Here is a 19,684-nt window from a genome sequence, read left to right as displayed (position 1 = left end):
GCGGGCATAATAACGAATTGTCGGCGGCCTTGCATTGTCAATCCGGGTGTCCGTCTCTACGCTATTGATATTGAAAAAAATAAGGAGAGTTCTGTGCGTATAGGTATCGATTTAGGCGGCACTAAAACTGAAGTGATTGCACTGGGCGAGGCCGGGGAGCAGTTGTACCGTCATCGTCTGCCCACGCCGCGCGATGATTACCAGCAGACCATTGAAACGATCGCCACGTTGGTAGAGATGGCGGAGCAGGCGACAGGGCAGCGCGGAACGGTAGGCATGGGCATTCCAGGCTCGATTTCGCCCTACACCGGCGTGGTGAAAAATGCCAATTCAACCTGGCTTAACGGTCAGCCATTCGATAAAGACTTAAGTGCGCGACTGCAGCGGGAAGTCCGTCTGGCCAATGACGCCAACTGCCTGGCGGTTTCAGAAGCGGTAGATGGTGCGGCATCAGGAGCGCAAACGGTCTTTGCCGTGATTATCGGCACGGGGTGCGGCGCGGGGGTAGCCTTCAATGGTCGGGCGCATATCGGCGGCAATGGCACGGCAGGCGAGTGGGGACATAATCCGCTACCGTGGATGGACGAAGATGAACTGCGTTATCGCGAGGAAGTCCCTTGTTATTGCGGTAAACAAGGTTGTATTGAAACCTTTATTTCTGGCACTGGATTTGCCACGGATTATCATCGTTTAAGTGGAAATGCGCTGAAAGGCCGCGAAATTGTTCGTCTTGTTGAAGAGAAAGATCCCGTTGCAGAGCTGGCATTGCGTCGTTACGAGCTACGACTGGCAAAATCGCTGGCACATGTGGTGAATATTCTCGATCCGGATGTGATTGTGCTGGGCGGTGGAATGAGCAATGTTGACCGTTTATATCAAACGGTTCCGCCGTTGATTAAACAATTTGTCTTCGGTGGAGAATGTGAAACGCCGGTACGTAAGGCGAAGCATGGTGATTCGAGCGGCGTACGCGGTGCCGCGTGGTTATGGCCGCAAGAGTAAAAACAGTTAGGCCATTGGTGCATCATGCCTGATGCTCAGGTCGGATAAGGCGCTCGCGCCGCATCCGACATCGTACTCCGATGCCTGATGTGACGCTTGCCGCGTCTTATCAGGCCTACAAAATGAGCATATCTGTACGCCGCATCCGGCAACAAGCAACGTTCACCGTGACCGCGACCTACCCCAATGGTTTCGCCAGCACCGGATTATCCGCCGCTTGCTGGCGCTTATAGCGACCATACAGCAGCAACGACGACATCGCAGCAAACGAAAGCAAGGCGGCGGGCAGCGCCACGTAATTATATGCCAGCCCCAGCGTCAGCATCATACCACCGCAATATGCGCCAACTGCGCTACCGAGGTTAAACGCTATTTGCCCACCTGCAGCACCTAATAACTCTCCACCTTTGGCATTTTGCAGTAGCAGAATTTGCAGCGGTGCAGAGAGGGCAAATAATCCCGCACAACAAATAAAAGCAAAAACCAGCGACGTTGTTTTCATACCGCCGAAGAAAAAGAGCATCAGCAATGCAAGCACAATAATGAAGTCAGTCACTGCCGCAATGCGCAGCGGAGAGTAACGTCCTGAAATCCGGCCACTTAGCACATTCCCCAGTACCATCCCCAGCCCGACCAGCATCATAATGAAGGTCATCGCCGTTTCCGAAAAACCGGAAATAAACATCATGTAAGGTTTTACGTAACTGAACCAGGCGAATACCCCCGCGTTACCAAACATGGTGGCGGCAAAAATTAGCCACGGCGCGGGGCTTCGCAAAAAATGAAACTGTTCGCGCAGGTTTCCTTTCGCCTCGTCGCGAATATCTGGCACCCAAAAATAGACCGATGCCATCACTGCAATATTAAAAACAGAGATTAATAAAAAGGTGTAACGCCAGCTAAATTCCTGGCTTAAATACGTTCCCAGCGGAATACCCAGCAGATTGGCGACCGTCATCCCGGAAACCATACCCGCCACGGCGGCGGTGACTTTACCGGGTTTGATAATTTTCGATAATACAATCGCTCCGACACCAAAAAATGCGCCATGCGGAAAGCCGGAAACCAGTCGGCCAATGGCGAGCATCAGGTAAGACGAAGATAACGTAAACATGGCGTTGCCAATGACGCACAACGTCACCAGAAACAACAAGATATGTTTGAGCGAGTAGCGGTTGGAGAAGAGGGCGATTATCGGCGCGCCGACCACCACGCCCAGCGCATAATACGAAATCATATGCCCGGCGGCGGGAATAGAAATCCCCACATTATGCGCCAGCTCCGTGAGCACGCCCATAATGCCAAATTCGGCCATCCCCAGACCAAACGTGCCGAGAGCCAAAGATAAAATAACTTTATTCATACCACCATCACAACCAACAGGACGGCTACGAATCACCGTAGCCAATAAAGTGATAGCTTGCAGGATAACGACCAATCAGGCCAAGAGATAATTCGCCCCTCTGTATTCATTATCCTGCTGAATAGTTATTTCACTGCAAACGCGCTGTCCAGTTTGCTGTAGCCCAGACCGTTGATCTTCTTCACTTTGATTTGCACAGGAATACGCTCTTTCATCGCTTCAACGTGGCTAATTACGCCGATAGTTTTACCGCTGGCGTTCAGGGCATCCAGTGCATCAAGGGCGGTATCCAGCGTTTCGCTATCCAGCGTGCCGAAACCTTCATCAAGGAAAAGTGAGTCAATACGCGTTTTATGGCTGACCAGATCCGAAAGCGCCAGCGCCAGCGCCAGACTGACGAGGAAACTTTCGCCGCCGGAAAGGGTGCGGGTATCGCGCACCGCGTCGGCCTGCCAGGTATCGACAACCTCGACTTCCAGCGCCTCGCTGGCTTTGCGCTGTAACAGATAGCGCCCGTGCAGACGGGTCAGTTGCTGATTAGCGAGATGGACCAGATTATCCAGCGTCAGCCCCTGGGCGAATTTACGGAATTTGTCACCCTCTTTGGAGCCAATCAGCGAATTAAGATAACCCCAGTCCTCAACCTGCTGTGTCGTTTGAGTAATTTGCTGCATTAAGGTTTGTTGTTGCTGACGGTTGTCTGCATCCTGTTTCAGTTGCTGGCGAATCTCGCCCTGATGGGTGGTATTTTCACGCAGTTTTTGGTTAGTTTGTGCTAACTCTTGCTGAATCTGTTCCGCTGTCAAAGTGAGATCCAACCCGTCAGGCTGGTGTTGCTGATGCTGTGCCAGAGCTTCTGCCGCCTGAGTTGCCAGCGTTTGTGCCTGACGGCGCTGGTTTTCCAGATTCTGCTTGAGCTGTTCCAGTTGCGCTAGTGTTTGTTCATCCATCAGTGCCGCAAGAAACGCTTGCTGATCGGCAAAAATGCTGGCCTGTAGGGCAGCGTCAAACTGTGCCTGGACATTTTGCAGACTTTGCGCCGCCAGAACTTCCTGTTGCTGCAACGTCTGTTGCTGGCTTTGTAACGCGAGGCATTGCTCGTGAATTTGCCGCCAGTTTTCCAGCGTCACCGTTTCTTCGCTGTGCGGAAGTTCATCACTTTGCGGCAGCGTTTCCAGAATCGGCGTCAGTTGCTGGATGCGGTTTTGCAGCCCGCTTAATTCGTTCTGGCGCTGTTGCCAGATCTGCGCTTCTTGCTGACGTGCCGATAACCAGCTCTCTTCTTCATCTTCCTTCGGCAATGCCAGCGCGTAATCCGCTAATGCCGTAGAGAGTTGCTGATGGCGTTGTTCAATTTGCTGTTGATACTGGATAATTTGCTGATTATGCGCGGCAATTTGCGCCTGCAATTCTTGACGCTGATTGAGTAATTGCAGTTGCTTTTCATGCTCTTCCTGGGCGGTAAGCCACGGTTGAATATCGTCCTGCGGCTGCAAGGTGATACTGAGGCTGGCAGTGAGTGTCTGCCATTCCTGAGTAAGTGCTTGCTCATCTTGCCGGAGGCTTTGTGCTTCGTTTTCATCCCGCTGAAGCTGCCTGGTTAATGCGTCCAGTTGTCCACGTAATGCCGCGCCTTCTTCACCGAGCTTTTTCACTTCGTTTTCCAGCGTCAGTAATCGGGCCTGATTAACGCCAGGCTCCAGTGCCTGATACGCCTCTACCGCCGGGTGGCTGGTGGAACCACAAAGTGGACAAGGTTGACCTGCTTGTAACTGTGCGCGCTGTGCTTCCAGCGTTTTGATGCGCTCTTCCTGCTCGCAAATGGTTTTGACGTCGGCAAGCTGTTGCGTTTTTTCCTTATAACGCTGGCGCATTTCGGTCAGTGCGGCGTTACGTTGCGTCTGTTCCTGCGTGACGCTCTGGATAGTGGCTTGTAACTGCGCCAGCCGTTTTTGCTGGGGAGCAATTTGCCCATGCAGTGCAATCAGGCGCTGACGTAGCGGGCGTTGTTCAGCATGTTGCGCTTGTGCGACAGCAACTTCATCGCCGGTTAAAGCTAAAGAGATAGCCGGAAGGGCATTAAGTTTTTGCCGGGCATGGGTTAATTGCTGTTGCCACTGTCGCAGATGCCCGCGTTCACTGGCCTGTTGGGAGAACTGCGCACGCCAACCCGCCAGCTCGTTGTTCCACAGACGGAAGCGGTCGTGTTCCTGTAACCACGCATTCAGGGTTTGTTGATGGTGCTGTAATTCAGCCGACTGCTTCGCCGCCTGGTGACGAATGCTCGCGCGAAACACCATTGTGCTCTGTAGGCGAGTATTTACTTCTTCAATCTGTTGGCGAGTATGCGCCAGCGCCGTAGAGTGTTCTGCAATACGTTCCCAGTGCGGACGGAGATTTCGTGCGGGTTGTGCCAGACTAAGCGCCGCCAGTTGAGGTTGCGCTTTTTCTTCTTCGGTCAACGCCAGTTGCAGAGCCTGCTGACGACGGCTGGCCTCCTGCTGTAATTCATCCAGACGTGTTAACCAGTTAAGCGATTGTTGCTCTTGCTGCTGTGCGGCGAGTAACAGCTTTTCTTCGTCAGTGAGTACCTGCAAACTTTCTGTTAATGATTGCACCTGTTCAGGCGCTAATAACGCGACGCCGCTGGCCTGCGCTTGCAGTTTCTCCAGCTCAGTGCGGGCCGATTTGTGCTGTTCAAAGACCATCGCGGAGATTTGCCCGTAAATTTCGGTGCCGGTTAACTCCTCCAGCAATTCTGCGCGTTCTTTCGGTTTAGCATTGAGGAAGGCAGCAAATTGCCCCTGCGAAAGCAGCATCGAACGGGTGAAACGTCCGTAATCCAGCCCGGTTAACGTCGCCGTCATTTCCAGCTTATCTTTCACTTTATCAGCGAGGATTTTACCGTCTGTGCAGCGCGCCAGCTCTACGCGTGGCACCTGCAAATTACCGTCCGGCTGGTTACGCGCCCGGTTCTGGCTCCAGAATGCGCGGTAGCCCTCGCCTTTCACTTCAAACTCCACTTCCGCCAGACATTCGGCAGTATCGCGGGTCATCAGGTCATTTTGCGATTGCGAAACGTTGGAGAGGCGCGGCGTTTCGTGATACAGCGCCAGACAAATGGCATCGAGCAGCGTGGTTTTACCCGCGCCGGTTGGGCCGGTAATGGCAAACAGACCGTTGCTGGCGAACGGTTCGCGGGTGAAATCAATCTTCCATTCGCCTTTTAATGAGTTCAGGTTTTTCAGGCGCAGGCTGAGAATTTTCATGCTTCGTGTTCTCCGGCGAGGGTCTGCAACGTCGTGGCGAAAAGATGTTGCAGGCGTTGATGCTGCGATTCATCCAGTTCTTCCAGTGCCAGACGACGATTAAAAACGTCTTCGACGCTAAGTTCGCTGAGTGTTTCACGCTGTTGGCTGGCTAACACACGCTCGCGCTGCTCCCGACTGCGACGCACCAGTAATACTTCGACAGGCAGTGATTCGGTTAATGCCTGGATTTTGCGCTGAATATCATGCAGATACTCATCGGTAGTGATTTCAATATCCAGCCAGACAGGCGGCTCCTGTGGCACATTACGCCATTGTTCAAGTTGCGCGGTAATCGATGCCAAATCGCCTTTCAGCACTGCCATCGGTTGCGTTACCGGTACGCTCAGGTTTTCCACGCTCTCTAATTTGCCATTTGAAAATGTCACCAGATGGACATATTTACTCTTGCCGCATTCATCAAAACTCAGTGGGATGGGAGAGCCGCAATAGCGGACATGTTCCATGCCGCCAATGATCTGCGCGCGGTGAATATGCCCGAGCGCGATGTAGTCGGCCGGCGGAAAGTTTTGTGCCGGAAACGCGTCCAGCGTGCCAATATAAATGTCACGCACGGCGTCACTTTTACTCGCGCCAACGGTCGTTAAATGCCCCGTTGCGATGATGGGCAGAGGTTGATCGCCGCGCAGTTTGCAGGCATCTGCATAATGTTGTTGGTAATAATCGGTGATTGCTGCCAGCAAATGCTGCTGTTTTTCAATACCGTTAAGTCCCGCCTGGCTGGTAATAATGTCACGCGGGCGTAAAAAAGGGATGGGGCACAGTACCGCGCCAGGCGTTCCGTCGCGACGAGGCAATATTTGCGGCGCATGTCCGGCGCTGGCGACCACGGTGGTATTGAGAAACGCCATGATATCGCGCGATTCATTCAGCGTGGCTACTGAGTCATGGTTTCCTGCCAGTACCACCAGATGACAGCCTGTTTGCTGTAAATTGACAACAAAACGGTTATATAACGTGCGGGCGTAGCTGGGCGGTGAGCCGGTATCGAAAACATCACCGGCAACAATAATTGCATCCACCTGATGGGTTTGCGCTGTCTCCAGCAGCCAGTCAAGAAAGGCCTGGTGTTCAGCTTCGCGGCTTTTACTGTAGAAGTTCTGGCCGAGATGCCAGTCTGAGGTGTGAAGGATGCGCATAACAATTCCCTGGCGAAAAAGCATAGGCGCGATTATACCCAATCAGGTGTCTTATTTGCTTTTTTCTGCGCCACGGAAATCAATAACCTGAAGGGGTGTGCGACGTTCTTTTCATAAATCTGTCATAAATCTGACGCATAATGACGTCGCATTGATGATCGCAATCTATTTATTACAACAGGGCAAATCATGGCGAGACGTATTCTGGTCGTAGAGGATGAAGCTCCAATTCGCGAAATGGTCTGCTTCGTGCTCGAGCAAAATGGCTTTCAGCCGGTCGAAGCGGAAGATTATGACAGTGCTGTGAACCAACTGAATGAACCCTGGCCGGATTTAATTCTCCTCGACTGGATGTTACCCGGCGGCTCCGGTATCCAGTTCATCAAACATCTGAAGCGTGAGTCGATGACCCGGGATATACCGGTGGTGATGTTGACCGCCAGAGGGGAGGAAGAAGATCGTGTGCGCGGTCTTGAAACCGGCGCGGATGATTATATCACCAAGCCGTTTTCACCGAAGGAACTGGTGGCACGTATTAAAGCGGTGATGCGCCGTATTTCACCGATGGCGGTGGAAGAGGTGATCGAGATGCTGGGGCTAAGTCTGGACCCGACGTCTCATCGGGTGATGGCGGGCGAAGAACCGCTGGAGATGGGACCGACTGAATTTAAGCTGCTGCACTTTTTTATGACTCACCCCGAGCGTGTGTACAGTCGCGAACAGCTATTAAACCACGTCTGGGGAACCAATGTTTATGTAGAAGATCGTACGGTTGATGTCCACATTCGTCGCCTGCGTAAAGCACTGGAACCTGGCGGGCATGACCGCATGGTACAGACCGTGCGCGGTACAGGATATCGTTTTTCAACCCGCTTTTAACGCCTTGCTCGTCGGACGCAGAGCAAGGCTTGTTTGTTCATAACTGGAGTATCTTACGTGCTGGAACGGCTGTCGTGGAAAAGGCTGGTGCTGGAGCTGCTACTTTGCTGCCTCCCGGCCTTCATCCTGGGTGCTTTTTTGGGTTATCTGCCCTGGTTTTTATTGGCATCGGTAACGGGACTGCTTATCTGGCATTTCTGGAATTTATTACGCCTCTCATGGTGGCTGTGGGTGGATCGCAGTATGACGCCGCCACCCGGGCGTGGAAGCTGGGAACCTCTGCTGTATGGCTTACACCAGATGCAGTTGCGTAATAAAAAACGCCGCCGCGAACTGGGCAATCTCATCAAACGCTTTCGTAGCGGCGCGGAGTCGCTGCCCGATGCGGTGGTGCTGACCACGGAAGAGGGCGGGATCTTCTGGTGTAACGGGCTGGCGCAACAAACTCTTGGCCTGCGCTGGCCGGAAGATAACGGGCAGAACATCCTTAACCTGCTGCGTTATCCGGAATTTACGCAATATCTGAAAACGCGTGATTTTTCTCGCCCGCTCAATCTGGTGCTCAACACCGGGCGGCATCTGGAAATTCGCGTCATGCCTTATACGCATAAACAACTGTTAATGGTGGCGCGTGATGTCACGCAAATGCATCAACTGGAAGGGGCTCGGCGCAACTTTTTTGCCAACGTGAGCCATGAGTTACGCACGCCATTGACTGTGTTGCAGGGTTACCTGGAAATGATGCATGAGCAGCCGCTGGAAGGTGCGGTACGTGAAAAAGCGTTGCACACAATGCGCGAGCAAACCCAGAGAATGGAAGGACTGGTGAAGCAGTTGCTGACGCTGTCGAAAATTGAAGCTGCGCCAACACAGTTACTCAATGAAAAGGTTGATGTACCTATGATGCTGCGTGTCGTTGAGCGTGAAGCCCAGACTCTGAGTCAGCACAAACAGACATTTACCTTTGAAATAGATAATGACCTAAAAGTGTCTGGCAATGAAGATCAGCTACGCAGTGCGATTTCGAATCTGGTCTATAACGCGGTGAATCATACGCCAGAAGGTACACATATCACGGTGCGCTGGCAGCGAGTGCCGCACGGTGCCGAGTTTAGTGTTGAAGATAATGGGCCGGGTATCGCACCGGAGCACATTCCACGGCTGACCGAGCGTTTTTATCGTGTTGATAAAGCGCGTTCCCGACAAACCGGTGGTAGTGGACTGGGGTTAGCAATTGTTAAACATGCGGTGAATCACCACGAAAGCCGCCTGAATATTGACAGTACGGTGGGCAAAGGTACGCGTTTCAGTTTTGTTCTGCCGGAACGTTTAATTGCCAAAAACAACGATTAATCTGCCTTTGTCATTTTTTGTTGCCATAAGCCAGCCGACGCTGGCTTTTTTTCTTTGCAGCCAAAAAATAAGCGCTAAACCTTACAAGGGTTGGTGATTTTTTGTTCGCATGATTAGCCATGACTTTTTCGCTGAAATAGCGTTTTATACTGGTTAGTGATTTCTTATCGTTATATCCCTCTGGTTTTTAGATCCCATCTTGCTTTAAAACGTTATAAGCGTTTAAATTGCGCTTCAGGTGCTGTCATACTGACTGCATTCAAGCGGTAAATCGAAAAACTATTCTTCGCCGCGTCAGGTTGGGAGTATTTCCCGCTGAAATTGTTTAAAAATACCGCTGTATCATCCCCAGGGATTGGCACAAAAATTTAACGTTACAACACCACATCCACAGGCAGTATGATTTATGACCCATCAATTAAGATCGCGCGATATTATCGCTCTGGGCTTTATGACATTTGCGTTGTTCGTCGGCGCAGGTAACATTATTTTCCCTCCTATGGTCGGCTTACAGGCGGGCGAACACGTCTGGACTGCTGCGTTTGGCTTTCTCATTACCGCCGTTGGTCTGCCGGTATTAACGGTAGTGGCGCTGGCGAAAGTTGGCGGCGGCGTTGATAGCCTGAGCACCCCCATCGGTAAAGTTGCTGGCGTGTTACTGGCAACCGTCTGCTATGTTAGCGCCAGTGATATAAGACGGTAATTCACCATTTGGATTGTCCGCTCCACCCAACATGTTGTTTCCTTAAGGTTCTCACACCCAAAAGGACATCAACATGCTGAGCAGAGAGGACTTTTACATGATAAAGCAAATGCGCCAGCAGGGCGCGTACATTGTCGATATTGCGGCTCAGATTGGTTGCTCTGAACGAACGGTCAGACGCTATCTCAAATACCCTGAACCGCCAGCCAGAAAAACCCGCCACAAAATGGTTAAGCTGAAACCGTTTATGGATTACATCGACATGCGCCTGGCAGAGAATGTCTGGAATAGCGAGGTTATCTTCGCGGAGATTAAGGCAATGGGCTATACGGGCGGACGTTCCATGCTGCGTTACTACATCCAGCCCAAACGTAAAATGCGTCCGTCAAAAAGAACAGTTCGCTTCGAAACTCAGCCTGGATACCAGCTCCAGCACGACTGGGGCGAAGTTGAGGTGGAGGTTGCCGGGCAACGGTGCAAAGTTAACTTTGCGGTTAATACGCTGGGGTTCTCCCGCCGCTTCCATGTCTTCGCCGCACCAAAACAGGATGCTGAGCATACCTACGAATCACTGGTTCGCGCCTTCCGCTACTTCGGTGGTTGTGTGAAAACGGTGCTGGTTGATAACCAGAAGGCTGCGGTGCTGAAGAATAACAACGGGAAAGTCGTGTTCAACTCCGGATTCCTGTTACTGGCCGACCACTATAACTTCCTGCCACGGGCATGCCGTCCACGCAGGGCCAGAACAAAAGGTAAGGTTGAGCGGATGGTGAAATACCTCAAGGAGAACTTCTTCGTCCGGTACCGCAGGTTCGACAGCTTCACTCATGTCAATCAACAACTGGAGCAATGGATAGCCGATGTGGCTGACAAACGGGAACTTCGCCAGTTCAAAGAAACGCCGGAACAGCGCTTCGCGCTGGAGCAGGAACATCTGCAGCCGTTACCGGATACGGACTTCGATACCAGTTACTTCGACATCCGCCATGTGTCCTGGGACAGCTATATCGAGGTTGGCGGTAATCGTTACAGCGTTCCCGAAGCGCTGTGTGGTCAGCCGGTATCGATACGAATATCGCTGGATGACGAGTTGCGGATCTACAGTAATGAGAAACTGGTGGCCTCACATCGCCTCTGTTCGGCATCGTCTGGCTGGCAGACAGTGCCGGAGCATCACGCCCCGCTCTGGCAGCAGGTCAGTCAGGTGGAACATCGACCACTGAGTGCCTATGAGGAGCTGTTGTGATGCATGAGCTGGAAGTCCTGCTGAGCCGCCTGAAAATGGAGCATCTGAGTTATCACGTTGAAAGCCTGCTGGAACAGGCAGCTAAAAAAGAGCTGAACTACCGGGAGTTCCTGTGCATGGCGCTACAGCAGGAATGGAACGGCAGGCATCAGCGCGGTATGGAGTCCCGGCTGAAGCAGGCTCGTCTGCCGTGGGTCAAAACGCTGGAGCAGTTCGACTTTACCTTCCAGCCGGGCATCGACCGTAAGGTTGTCCGGGAACTGGCTGGTCTGGCGTTCGTGGAGCGCAGCGAAAACGTGATCCTGCTGGGACCTCCTGGTGTCGGAAAAACGCATCTGGCCATAGCTCTTGGCGTAAAAGCGGTGGATGCGGGACATCGGGTACTGTTTATGCCACTGGACAGACTGATCGCGACACTGATGAAAGCGAAACAGGAAAACCGGCTGGAGCGTCAGCTACAGCAACTGAGTTATGCCCGGGTGTTGATCCTGGATGAAATAGGTTATCTGCCGATGAACAGAGAGGAAGCCAGCCTGTTCTTCCGGCTACTGAACCGTCGATATGAAAAAGCGAGCATCATACTGACGTCAAACAAAGGGTTCGCAGACTGGGGAGAAATGTTCGGAGATCACGTGCTGGCAACAGCGATCCTGGACCGGCTGCTACATCACTCAACTACGCTGAATATCAAAGGAGAGAGTTACCGGTTAAAAGAGAAACGTAAAGCAGGAGTGCTGACCAAAAACACAACGCCAATCAGTGATGATGAAATGGTGGAAAGCGGACAGCATCAGTAACGAAAGTATCTTAGCGGGCATGAAAATGGCAAATAACGGTTAAAAATCGTGGCGTTGACATACCGCTGAAGCATAGGCCGCAGCCAGATTCATCACCCGACCGTCAGCCAGTACCCCCTGGCTGATAACCTGTCCGTTATCCACCGCATTCATGCCATTGCCAAAATTCTGATTCATCAGTAACAGGGAAGAGAGCCGGGCTTTCAGCCCCTGTGGCAGCGTTCCTGACTGTACCTCCGTCACGCTTTGTCCGCCGACCAGCGACATCCCTGTCGGTACTGTAGCCCCCTCCTCCTGTGCACCGGCACTGACTGCCATCCCCTGATTCAGGGTGAAAGAAAGCTGCCCCGATACATTACCCGTTTCCGGGTCACGCACCGGGACAGAGGCGCGAAAACGTTGCGCCGTAGTGCCACTGCCTTCCTTTACGGCGAAAGGCTGTCCGTTACTGCTGAAGGTAATAAATGGCGTGAATCCGGGACCACCGCGCTCAGCCACCTCATACAAATGCCCTTCAAGAAACGGCAATACTCCTTTATCACGTAAATTAAAAACCAGTTGCCCGTTCTCTGCACGTGCATCTGCAGTATCCACTGACCAGGTCTGGTCCGGTGAGCTGATCTGCCAGGTCCATTTGGGGGCTTCGTCAGTGACAAAACCATTAAACTGAATTTCGCCACCATCAAGAATATCTGCATGTGATGCTGCTGAATAAAACAGAGCCACCGAAATAATGGCAGAAAGAAGGGATTTATAATGATGCGCTATTTTCATTGTTATTTACTCTGCTCTGTTCCGGAGTACATAAAAATAAAAACCAGAACATTCAAACGTGTTCCCACTGAAAACAATACAGAACCGACATGCGTCACAACGCATTCCGACAGAAAAACATCTGCTCCGACATCCCGGTTCCGTATATTCAGATCACCGAAAACAGTAATTCGAATTTTTAACAGACAGTAAGGCAAACACACTTACTGCTGTTACCTGCTAAATTACATATAGCTAACAGTAACTGGCAAAGAAGCAGTCCAGTTAGTAGCATCGGATAATGAATTGGTGAGAGTGATGTTAAGTGTTTCTCCCGCCGGAATACCTGAAGCATATAAACCACTCATGTCTTTATTAGATAGATCGGCAAAAGTTGTTTCCCCCAGAGATCCATAATTCCCCTCAGGAGACAGATAGGTATCTGCAATCTCCGGGAAAAACTTAAACGCTTCCGCAACAACATGGTCGCCATCGTTATCTACAGCATTTTCAGATTTTCCTAGTCCCCCGAAGAAGGCTTTCCCTGCAACAGATGCATACAGAGGAAAACCAATACCATCGGTGGTATCACCATAATCTTTAAACCAGGAGGCCATGCCGCCAGCATAGATTTTTGCGGTCAATGAACCAATGATTTGTTCGCCAGATTTAACTGGCAGCGTCAATGTCCCGGTTCCTCCGACAAAAGAATCCAGATCAACTGCACTACCATAACTAATTTGAGGAGAAATACCTGCCTGGCTAGCGAACATCTTCTTCTCTGTCGGGCGAATGCCTAATACACCAATTGGGCTGGACACATTAATTGTGACATTTTTTTGTCCGGCAGTGAGAGTCGCATTCAGATCTGATACTTTGTTACCTACAGCAACAGACCACGGATTATTGGTTTGAGTTGGTGGTGTTAACTGACCGCCCATTTCAAAAGAACCATTAAAATCACCCGGAGTCCAGGAGGCAGCAGCGAATGCAGAACCAGATACTGCAGCAGAGGCAGCCACAGCCAGTGCAATCAGAGTCTTTTTCATAAAAATAAGTTCCTTTCAAATTTATAAATATCAAGAAATACACTTTATGTATCAGTAATTCCTCTGATTGTCCCTCTAAGACACGGATAAATCGGTGATATCACCACATCAACCAGGCAACATGCCCGACTTGTTGAATGCAATAAACAGAAGGAAAAAACAGGGAGGAGAAAAGAAGTGGTGCTGATAGGCAGATTCGAACTGCCGACCTCACCCTTACCAAGGGTGCGCTCTACCAACTGAGCTATATCAGCACATCTTGGAGCGGGCAGCGGGAATCGAACCCGCATCATCAGCTTGGAAGGCTGAGGTAATAGCCATTATACGATGCCCGCATCCTGGAACTCGGCTACCTGATTTTCATTCTGCACTGAATATCGAGAGAAGCTCTCTTTATTCGAGCCGGTAAGCGAACTTATCGTCTCGGGCTACGCATCGCGTGGCCGAAATTGGTGGTGGGGGAAGGATTCGAACCTTCGAAGTCTGTGACGGCAGATTTACAGTCTGCTCCCTTTGGCCGCTCGGGAACCCCACCGGACTTGATGGTGCCGACTACCGGAATCGAACTGGTGACCTACTGATTACAAGTCAGTTGCTCTACCTACTGAGCTAAGTCGGCATCAAGTAGCGCGCATTCTATGGAGACATGCGCGCTCATGCAACTAAAAAATTGCATAATTTGTTTTATTGGTCACATTTTGCACAACGCGATGAAGAAACAGTCAAACAGGGGACAGATTAGCATACTTTTTCAGCATCATTCTGTTTAACAATGCACTCAAGATAAAACACAATTCTTTTTAGTAGATGGAATATCTGTCACATTGCTTTTCAACGATAGCTTGTCGAAAGAGATTTTTTCTTATTATTCCTCCCAATCTGGTGTTACCCTCCTGCCCATTAACCCATTCAACAGAACTGTGACGCGCCATGGCAAATATCGCTTTGCCGATAGAGCTATGATCGCCAGAAACATGCTTATGAGTATAAAAGAGCAAACGTTAATGACGCCTTACCTACAGTTTGACCGCAACCAGTGGGCAGCTCTGCGTGATTCCGTACCTATGACGTTATCGGAGGATGAGATCGCCCGTCTCAAAGGTATAAATGAGGATCTCTCGTTAGAAGAAGTTGCCGAGATCTATTTGCCTTTATCGCGTTTGCTGAACTTCTATATAAGCTCAAACTTGCGCCGTCAGGCAGTTCTGGAACAATTTCTTGGTACTAACGGACAACGCATTCCTTACATTATCAGCATCGCGGGTAGCGTTGCGGTGGGGAAAAGTACGACCGCCCGTGTATTACAGGCTCTATTAAGCCGTTGGCCGGAACACCGTCGTGTTGAACTGATCACCACCGATGGTTTTCTTCATCCCAACAAAGTGCTTAAAGAACGTGGTCTGATGAAGAAGAAAGGCTTCCCGGAGTCGTACGATATGCATCGTCTGGTGAAGTTTGTTTCCGATCTAAAATCGGGAGTGCCAAACGTTACAGCACCGGTTTACTCGCATCTTATTTATGATGTGATCCCGGATGGCGATAAAACTGTCGTGCAGCCTGATATTTTAATTCTTGAAGGATTAAATGTCTTACAGAGCGGTATGGATTACCCACACGATCCGCATCATGTTTTTGTTTCTGATTTTGTCGATTTTTCGATATATGTTGATGCTCCTGAAGATTTACTGCAGACATGGTATATCAACCGCTTCCTGAAATTCCGTGAAGGCGCTTTTACAGATCCGGATTCCTATTTCCATAACTACGCTAAATTAACAAAAGAAGAAGCGATCAATACTGCCTTGACGCTTTGGAAGGAAATCAACTGGCTGAACTTAAAGCAAAATATTCTTCCTACTCGCGAACGTGCCAGCCTGATCCTGACCAAAAGTGCTAATCATGCGGTAGAAGAAGTCAGACTACGCAAATAATTTAAAGGGGGAGCTGAACTACCGCGTTCTCAATCTTCTCTTCTGCCTTCCAGACGCGGTATTTCACATCCACATTGTCTGGTGTATACACCACGATCGGCAGCTTGCTGTTGTAACGCAGCATTCCGGCATCACCCAGATACGCGGTAACAAATTTCTTCTCTTTCTTGCCATCCGGACAGGCCATCATCGTCGAAACCGGGGAGCTAACTTGATCAAAGACATAATAATCATAGCCCCAGCCTTCCAGCGTTTTGCTTTCCAGTTTTCCGCCAAGACGATGCAGATTGCAATCGACCTCCAGCGTCTGACCGATCAACAGTTCTACTTTCAGGGTAGATTCATCTTCTTGCGGGGTTAACTGAATCACCTGACGCTTCATCCCTTTTTCGGCTTGCGGATAAGGGGCAATTTTTTCCAGCGGCTGGATGCTTTCTGCCGCCCAGGCAGAGGTCGTGGCAAAAGCGGCAAACAACACTGCAGGTAGAATGGTCTTCATTTTGTTTTCCTTTCTTCATTTATAGGTTTTTCACCGATGATGTCGCTGAAGGTTAACATATTCATCAAATTTATTAATTTGCTTTATGAATAACTTAAGGAATATTCAGACAACTTTACCTTCTCTTTTGGTGTTATATGCTGATGAATGGTTAAGCCTGAAGAAATATATTTGGTGAATTTATCGCTATATAAATTTATTTATAACCATTTGAAATGTGAGCAAAAGACCGTTTTTGCCAGCCTTCCCACCACTCTTTTGATCCTACTACAGGTTTTACCCCGATCGGGGTATGCATCTTTGACACATCCTTTAATATCTTAGCGGCTATAAAAATGGCTTATTAATTATGCGGTTTATTTGGTCGCTCTCCGTTTTCAGAGCGCGTTAATGATGGAAGGTCAATGTGAAGATTGATGTATCCCGTCGGGGCATACTCACTGGTCGCTGGCGCAAAGCCAGTAACGGTATCCGTCCGCCCTGGTCTGGTGATGAATCTCATTTTCTGACCCATTGTACCCGCTGCGACGCCTGTATTAATGCTTGTGAAAACAACATTCTGCAACGTGGTGCGGGCGGCTATCCGAGCGTTAATTTCAAAAACAACGAGTGCAGTTTCTGTTATGCCTGTGCGCAGGCTTGCCCCGAATCACTATTTTCTCCGCGCCACACCAGGGCCTGGGATTTGCTGTTCACCATCGGGGAGACGTGCCTGGCGTATCAGGCAGTCGAATGCCGTCGCTGTCAGGATAGCTGTGAACCAATGGCCATTATCTTTCGCCCGACGCTTTCCGGGATCTACCAGCCGCAACTTAATAGCCAACTTTGCAACGGATGTGGAGCATGTGCAGCTAGTTGTCCGGTATCAGCCATTACTGCGGAGTATCTCCATGCACACTAACTGGCAAGTTTGCAGCCTGGTCGTTCAGGCCAAAAGCGAACGAATTTCAGACATCAGCACCCAACTGAACGCCTTTGATGGCTGTGAAGTCGCTGTCAGCGACGCGCCGAGTGGTCAGTTGATAGTGGTGGTGGAAGCAGAAGACAGCGAAACGCTAATTCAAACCATTGAGTCAGTACGCAACGTAGAAGGCGTGCTGGCGGTGTCGCTGGTTTATCACCAGCAGGAAGAGCAAGGTGAGGAAACACCATGAAACTCAGTCGTCGTAGCTTTATGAAAGCTAACGCCGTTGCGGCCGCTGCGGCGGCTGCCGGTCTCAGCGTGCCGGGCGTTGCCCGCGCCGTTGTTGGTCAGCAGGAAGCCATTAAATGGGATAAAGCGCCATGCCGTTTTTGCGGTACTGGTTGTGGCGTTCTGGTCGGAACGCAACAGGGGCGTGTGGTGGCCTGTCAGGGCGACCCGGACGCACCGGTTAACCGTGGTCTGAACTGCATTAAGGGCTATTTCCTGCCCAAAATTATGTACGGTAAAGACCGTTTGACGCAGCCGCTTCTGCGTATGAAAAACGGTAAATATGACAAAGAAGGCGAGTTCACCCCAATCACCTGGGATCAAGCCTTTGATGTGATGGAAGAGAAATTCAAAACCGCCCTGAAAGAAAAAGGGCCGGAGTCGATCGGTATGTTCGGTTCTGGTCAGTGGACTATCTGGGAAGGTTATGCCGCGTCCAAGTTGTTCAAAGCGGGCTTCCGTTCTAACAACATCGACCCGAACGCACGCCACTGTATGGCGTCGGCGGTCGTTGGCTTTATGCGTACCTTTGGTATGGATGAGCCGATGGGCTGCTATGACGACATCGAACAGGCTGACGCGTTTGTGCTGTGGGGCGCGAACATGGCGGAGATGCACCCGATCCTCTGGTCGCGCATTACCAACCGTCGTCTCTCTAACCAGAACGTCACCGTGGCGGTGCTTTCTACTTACCAGCATCGTAGCTTTGAACTGGCGGATAACGGCATCATCTTTACGCCGCAGTCTGACCTGGTGATCCTGAACTATATCGCCAACTATATCATTCAAAACAATGCGATAAATCAGGACTTCTTCAGCAAACACGTCAACCTGCGTAAAGGGGCGACGGACATCGGCTACGGTTTACGTCCAACCCATCCGCTGGAAAAAGCGGCGAAAAATCCGGGTTCCGATGCTTCCGAGCCGATGAGCTTTGAAGATTACAAAGCCTTTGTTGCCGAATATACGCTGGAAAAAACCGCTGAAATGACCGGCGTGCCAAAAGATCAGTTGGAACAACTGGCGCAACTGTATGCCGATCCGAACAAGAAAGTCATCTCCTACTGGACGATGGGTTTCAACCAGCATACCCGCGGCGTGTGGGCCAACAACCTGGTCTACAACCTGCATCTGCTGACCGGCAAAATTTCCCAGCCGGGTTGCGGTCCGTTCTCCCTTACGGGTCAGCCTTCCGCGTGTGGTACTGCGCGTGAAGTGGGCACCTTTTCTCACCGTCTGCCAGCGGACATGGTGGTGACCAACGAGAAACACCGTGATATCTGCGAGAAGAAGTGGAATATCCCGAGCGGCACCATTCCGGCAAAAATCGGTCTGCACGCGGTAGCACAAGACCGTGCGCTGAAAGACGGCACGCTGAATGTTTACTGGACCATGTGTACTAATAACATGCAGGCCGGGCCGAACATTAATGAAGAGCGTATGCCGGGCTGGCGCGATCCGCGCAACTTTATCATCGTTTCCGATCCATATCCGACAGTCAGTGCGCTGGCCGCGGACTTGATTCTGCCGACAGCAATGTGGGTAGAGAAAGAGGGGGCTTACGGTAACGCAGAACGCCGTACTCAGTTCTGGCGTCAACAGGTACAGGCACCGGGCGAAGCAAAATCGGATCTCTGGCAGTTAGTCCAGTTCTCCCGCCGCTTCAAAACTGAAGAAGTGTGGCCGGAAGAGCTGCTGGCGAAGAAACCGGAGCTGCGTGGCAAAACGCTGTACGAGGTACTGTATGCCACCCCGGAAGTGAGCAAATTCCCGGTATCCGAACTGGCAGAAGATCAACTTAATGATGAATCCCGCGAGCTGGGCTTCTATCTGCAAAAAGGGCTGTTCGAAGAGTACGCATGGTTTGGCCGCGGTCACGGTCACGATCTGGCACCGTTCGATGACTACCACAAAGCACGCGGCCTGCGCTGGCCGGTAGTTAACGGTAAAGAAACGCAGTGGCGTTACAGTGAAGGCAACGACCCGTATGTGAAAGCGGGCGAAGGCTACAAGTTCTACGGTAAACCGGATGGCAAAGCGGTGATCTTCGCACTGCCGTTTGAACCGGCGGCGGAAGCTCCGGATGAAGAATACGATCTGTGGCTCTCTACCGGGCGCGTACTGGAGCACTGGCATACCGGCAGTATGACTCGCCGTGTACCAGAACTGCACCGTGCCTTCCCGGAAGCGGTCCTGTTTATTCACCCGCTGGATGCGAAAGCGCGTGACCTGCGTCGTGGTGACAAAGTGAAAGTGGTTTCTCGTCGTGGTGAAGTGATCTCGATTGTCGAAACGCGCGGTCGTAACCGTCCGCCGCAGGGCCTGGTGTATATGCCGTTCTTCGACGCCGCACAGTTGGTTAACAAACTGACGCTGGACGCGACCGATCCGCTCTCGAAAGAGACGGACTTTAAGAAGTGCGCGGTCAAACTGGAGAAGGTGTAAGCCA

At 51.0% G+C, this 19,684-nt stretch carries 14 protein-coding genes, 4 tRNA genes and 3 pseudogenes; 10 read left to right on the top strand and 11 right to left on the bottom strand.

The genetic code is table 11. From position 1 onward, the window contains the following. Window positions 1-93 precede the first annotated feature (93 nt). On the top strand, window positions 94-1,002 hold the full coding sequence (mak, locus tag ESM_RS0117160; RefSeq protein ID WP_001219347.1) for a fructokinase: 909 nt from the start codon (window positions 94-96) through the stop codon (window positions 1,000-1,002). A gap of 178 nt (window positions 1,003-1,180) precedes the next feature. Here mak and araJ read toward each other — a convergent pair whose 3' ends face one another. From araJ to sbcD, 3 genes are all read right to left on the bottom strand, one after another. Further along, entirely contained in the window at window positions 1,181-2,365 is a 1,185-nt protein-coding gene (araJ, locus tag ESM_RS0117155; RefSeq protein ID WP_010379446.1) for an MFS transporter AraJ, read from the bottom strand. A 125-nt stretch (window positions 2,366-2,490) separates the two neighbouring features. Next, a complete protein-coding gene (sbcC, locus tag ESM_RS0117150; RefSeq protein ID WP_000698971.1) occupies window positions 2,491-5,634 on the bottom strand; it encodes an exonuclease subunit SbcC in 3,144 nt (1,047 codons plus the stop codon). Then, complete coding sequence (gene sbcD / locus ESM_RS0117145) at window positions 5,631-6,833, bottom strand: exonuclease subunit SbcD (protein WP_001221330.1); 1,203 nt, start codon at window positions 6,831-6,833, stop codon at window positions 5,631-5,633. The genes sbcC and sbcD overlap by 4 nt, the downstream gene beginning before the upstream one ends. A 189-nt stretch (window positions 6,834-7,022) precedes the next feature. Between sbcD and phoB the strand changes: the two genes are divergently transcribed. The 5 genes and pseudogenes from phoB (at window position 7,023) to istB (ending at window position 11,811) form a co-directional block, all read left to right on the top strand. Then, window positions 7,023-7,712: a phosphate response regulator transcription factor PhoB gene (phoB, locus tag ESM_RS0117140; RefSeq protein ID WP_000113928.1), complete on the top strand. Its 690-nt coding sequence runs from the start codon at window positions 7,023-7,025 to the stop codon at window positions 7,710-7,712. A gap of 57 nt (window positions 7,713-7,769) precedes the next feature. Next, entirely contained in the window at window positions 7,770-9,065 is a 1,296-nt protein-coding gene (gene phoR / locus ESM_RS0117135) for a phosphate regulon sensor histidine kinase PhoR (protein WP_000893630.1), read from the top strand. A gap of 406 nt (window positions 9,066-9,471) precedes the next feature. After that, window positions 9,472-9,759, top strand: a pseudogene (locus ESM_RS0117130) (branched-chain amino acid transport system II carrier protein); the annotation flags it as partial. Between the two features lie 82 nt (window positions 9,760-9,841). Further along, window positions 9,842-11,014: an IS21-like element IS21 family transposase gene (istA, locus tag ESM_RS0117125; protein WP_000952339.1), complete on the top strand. Its 1,173-nt coding sequence runs from the start codon at window positions 9,842-9,844 to the stop codon at window positions 11,012-11,014. Next, entirely contained in the window at window positions 11,014-11,811 is a 798-nt protein-coding gene (gene istB / locus ESM_RS0117120) for an IS21-like element IS21 family helper ATPase IstB (RefSeq protein ID WP_000544828.1), read from the top strand. Before istA ends, istB begins: the two co-directional genes overlap by 1 nt. A gap of 60 nt (window positions 11,812-11,871) precedes the next feature. On the opposite strand, the pseudogene faeH reads toward istB, so the two are convergent. The 6 genes and pseudogenes from faeH to ESM_RS0117090 all read right to left on the bottom strand — a co-directional run. Beyond that, window positions 11,872-12,585 (bottom strand): annotated as a pseudogene (faeH, locus tag ESM_RS0117115) (F4 (K88) fimbria minor subunit FaeH); the annotation flags it as partial. Window positions 12,586-12,809: 224 nt separating this feature from the next. Next, the gene (locus ESM_RS0117110; protein WP_000751754.1) at window positions 12,810-13,613 is read right to left on the bottom strand and encodes a hypothetical protein; all 804 of its coding nucleotides are present in this window, start codon (window positions 13,611-13,613) and stop codon (window positions 12,810-12,812) included. Between the two features lie 178 nt (window positions 13,614-13,791). Beyond that, a tRNA-Thr gene (locus tag ESM_RS0117105) sits at window positions 13,792-13,867 on the bottom strand. 6 nt (window positions 13,868-13,873) lie between these two features. Then, window positions 13,874-13,948: transfer RNA gene (locus ESM_RS0117100), tRNA-Gly, on the bottom strand. 115 nt (window positions 13,949-14,063) lie between these two features. Next, window positions 14,064-14,148, bottom strand: a tRNA-Tyr gene (locus ESM_RS0117095). A gap of 8 nt (window positions 14,149-14,156) precedes the next feature. Then, window positions 14,157-14,232 (bottom strand) — tRNA-Thr (locus tag ESM_RS0117090). A gap of 361 nt (window positions 14,233-14,593) precedes the next feature. Between ESM_RS0117090 and coaA the strand changes: the two genes are divergently transcribed. Continuing rightward, window positions 14,594-15,544: a type I pantothenate kinase gene (gene coaA / locus ESM_RS0117085; RefSeq protein WP_000023077.1), complete on the top strand. Its 951-nt coding sequence runs from the start codon at window positions 14,594-14,596 to the stop codon at window positions 15,542-15,544. A 1-nt stretch (window position 15,545) separates the two neighbouring features. Here coaA and eco read toward each other — a convergent pair whose 3' ends face one another. Together eco and ESM_RS1000000129420 are read right to left on the bottom strand one after the other, a co-directional pair. Continuing rightward, window positions 15,546-16,043 (bottom strand): serine protease inhibitor ecotin, encoded by a 498-nt coding sequence (gene eco, locus ESM_RS0117080; RefSeq protein ID WP_000849208.1) that lies wholly within the window; start codon window positions 16,041-16,043, stop codon window positions 15,546-15,548. A gap of 199 nt (window positions 16,044-16,242) precedes the next feature. Further along, window positions 16,243-16,341: pseudogene (locus ESM_RS1000000129420) on the bottom strand (hypothetical protein); the annotation flags it as partial. 108 nt (window positions 16,342-16,449) lie between these two features. Between ESM_RS1000000129420 and napF the strand changes: the two are divergent. The 3 genes from napF to napA are packed head-to-tail and all read left to right on the top strand — an operon-like array spanning window position 16,450 to window position 19,680. After that, entirely contained in the window at window positions 16,450-16,944 is a 495-nt protein-coding gene (gene napF, locus ESM_RS0117075) for a ferredoxin-type protein NapF (protein WP_000687310.1), read from the top strand. Next, complete coding sequence (napD, locus tag ESM_RS0117070) at window positions 16,934-17,197, top strand: chaperone NapD (protein WP_000557372.1); 264 nt, start codon at window positions 16,934-16,936, stop codon at window positions 17,195-17,197. The genes napF and napD overlap by 11 nt, the downstream gene beginning before the upstream one ends. Next, on the top strand, window positions 17,194-19,680 hold the full coding sequence (gene napA / locus ESM_RS0117065) for a periplasmic nitrate reductase subunit alpha (RefSeq protein WP_000778071.1): 2,487 nt from the start codon (window positions 17,194-17,196) through the stop codon (window positions 19,678-19,680). Before napD ends, napA begins: the two co-directional genes overlap by 4 nt. Window positions 19,681-19,684 lie beyond the last annotated feature (4 nt).

This window comes from Escherichia sp. TW09308, assembly GCF_000208565.1.
GTDB lineage: Bacteria > Pseudomonadota > Gammaproteobacteria > Enterobacterales > Enterobacteriaceae > Escherichia > Escherichia marmotae.
Note: the sequence above shows the minus strand (reverse complement) of the source record. Positions and strands in the feature narration are given on the sequence as shown.

Excerpts from the sequence above, each read along its gene's own strand:
- phoB (WP_000113928.1), top strand. The coding sequence starts at position 7,023 with ATGGCGAGACGTATTCTGGTCGTAGAGGATGAAGCTCCAATTCGCGAA.
- eco (WP_000849208.1), bottom strand. The coding sequence starts at position 16,043 with ATGAAGACCATTCTACCTGCAGTGTTGTTTGCCGCTTTTGCCACGACC.
- coaA (WP_000023077.1), top strand. The coding sequence starts at position 14,594 with ATGAGTATAAAAGAGCAAACGTTAATGACGCCTTACCTACAGTTTGAC.
- ESM_RS0117110 (WP_000751754.1), bottom strand. The coding sequence starts at position 13,613 with ATGAAAAAGACTCTGATTGCACTGGCTGTGGCTGCCTCTGCTGCAGTA.
- araJ (WP_010379446.1), bottom strand. The coding sequence starts at position 2,365 with ATGAATAAAGTTATTTTATCTTTGGCTCTCGGCACGTTTGGTCTGGGG.
- napD (WP_000557372.1), top strand. The coding sequence starts at position 16,934 with ATGCACACTAACTGGCAAGTTTGCAGCCTGGTCGTTCAGGCCAAAAGC.
- istB (WP_000544828.1), top strand. The coding sequence starts at position 11,014 with ATGCATGAGCTGGAAGTCCTGCTGAGCCGCCTGAAAATGGAGCATCTG.
- napA (WP_000778071.1), top strand. The coding sequence starts at position 17,194 with ATGAAACTCAGTCGTCGTAGCTTTATGAAAGCTAACGCCGTTGCGGCC.
- istA (WP_000952339.1), top strand. The coding sequence starts at position 9,842 with ATGCTGAGCAGAGAGGACTTTTACATGATAAAGCAAATGCGCCAGCAG.
- sbcC (WP_000698971.1), bottom strand. The coding sequence starts at position 5,634 with ATGAAAATTCTCAGCCTGCGCCTGAAAAACCTGAACTCATTAAAAGGC.
- sbcD (WP_001221330.1), bottom strand. The coding sequence starts at position 6,833 with ATGCGCATCCTTCACACCTCAGACTGGCATCTCGGCCAGAACTTCTAC.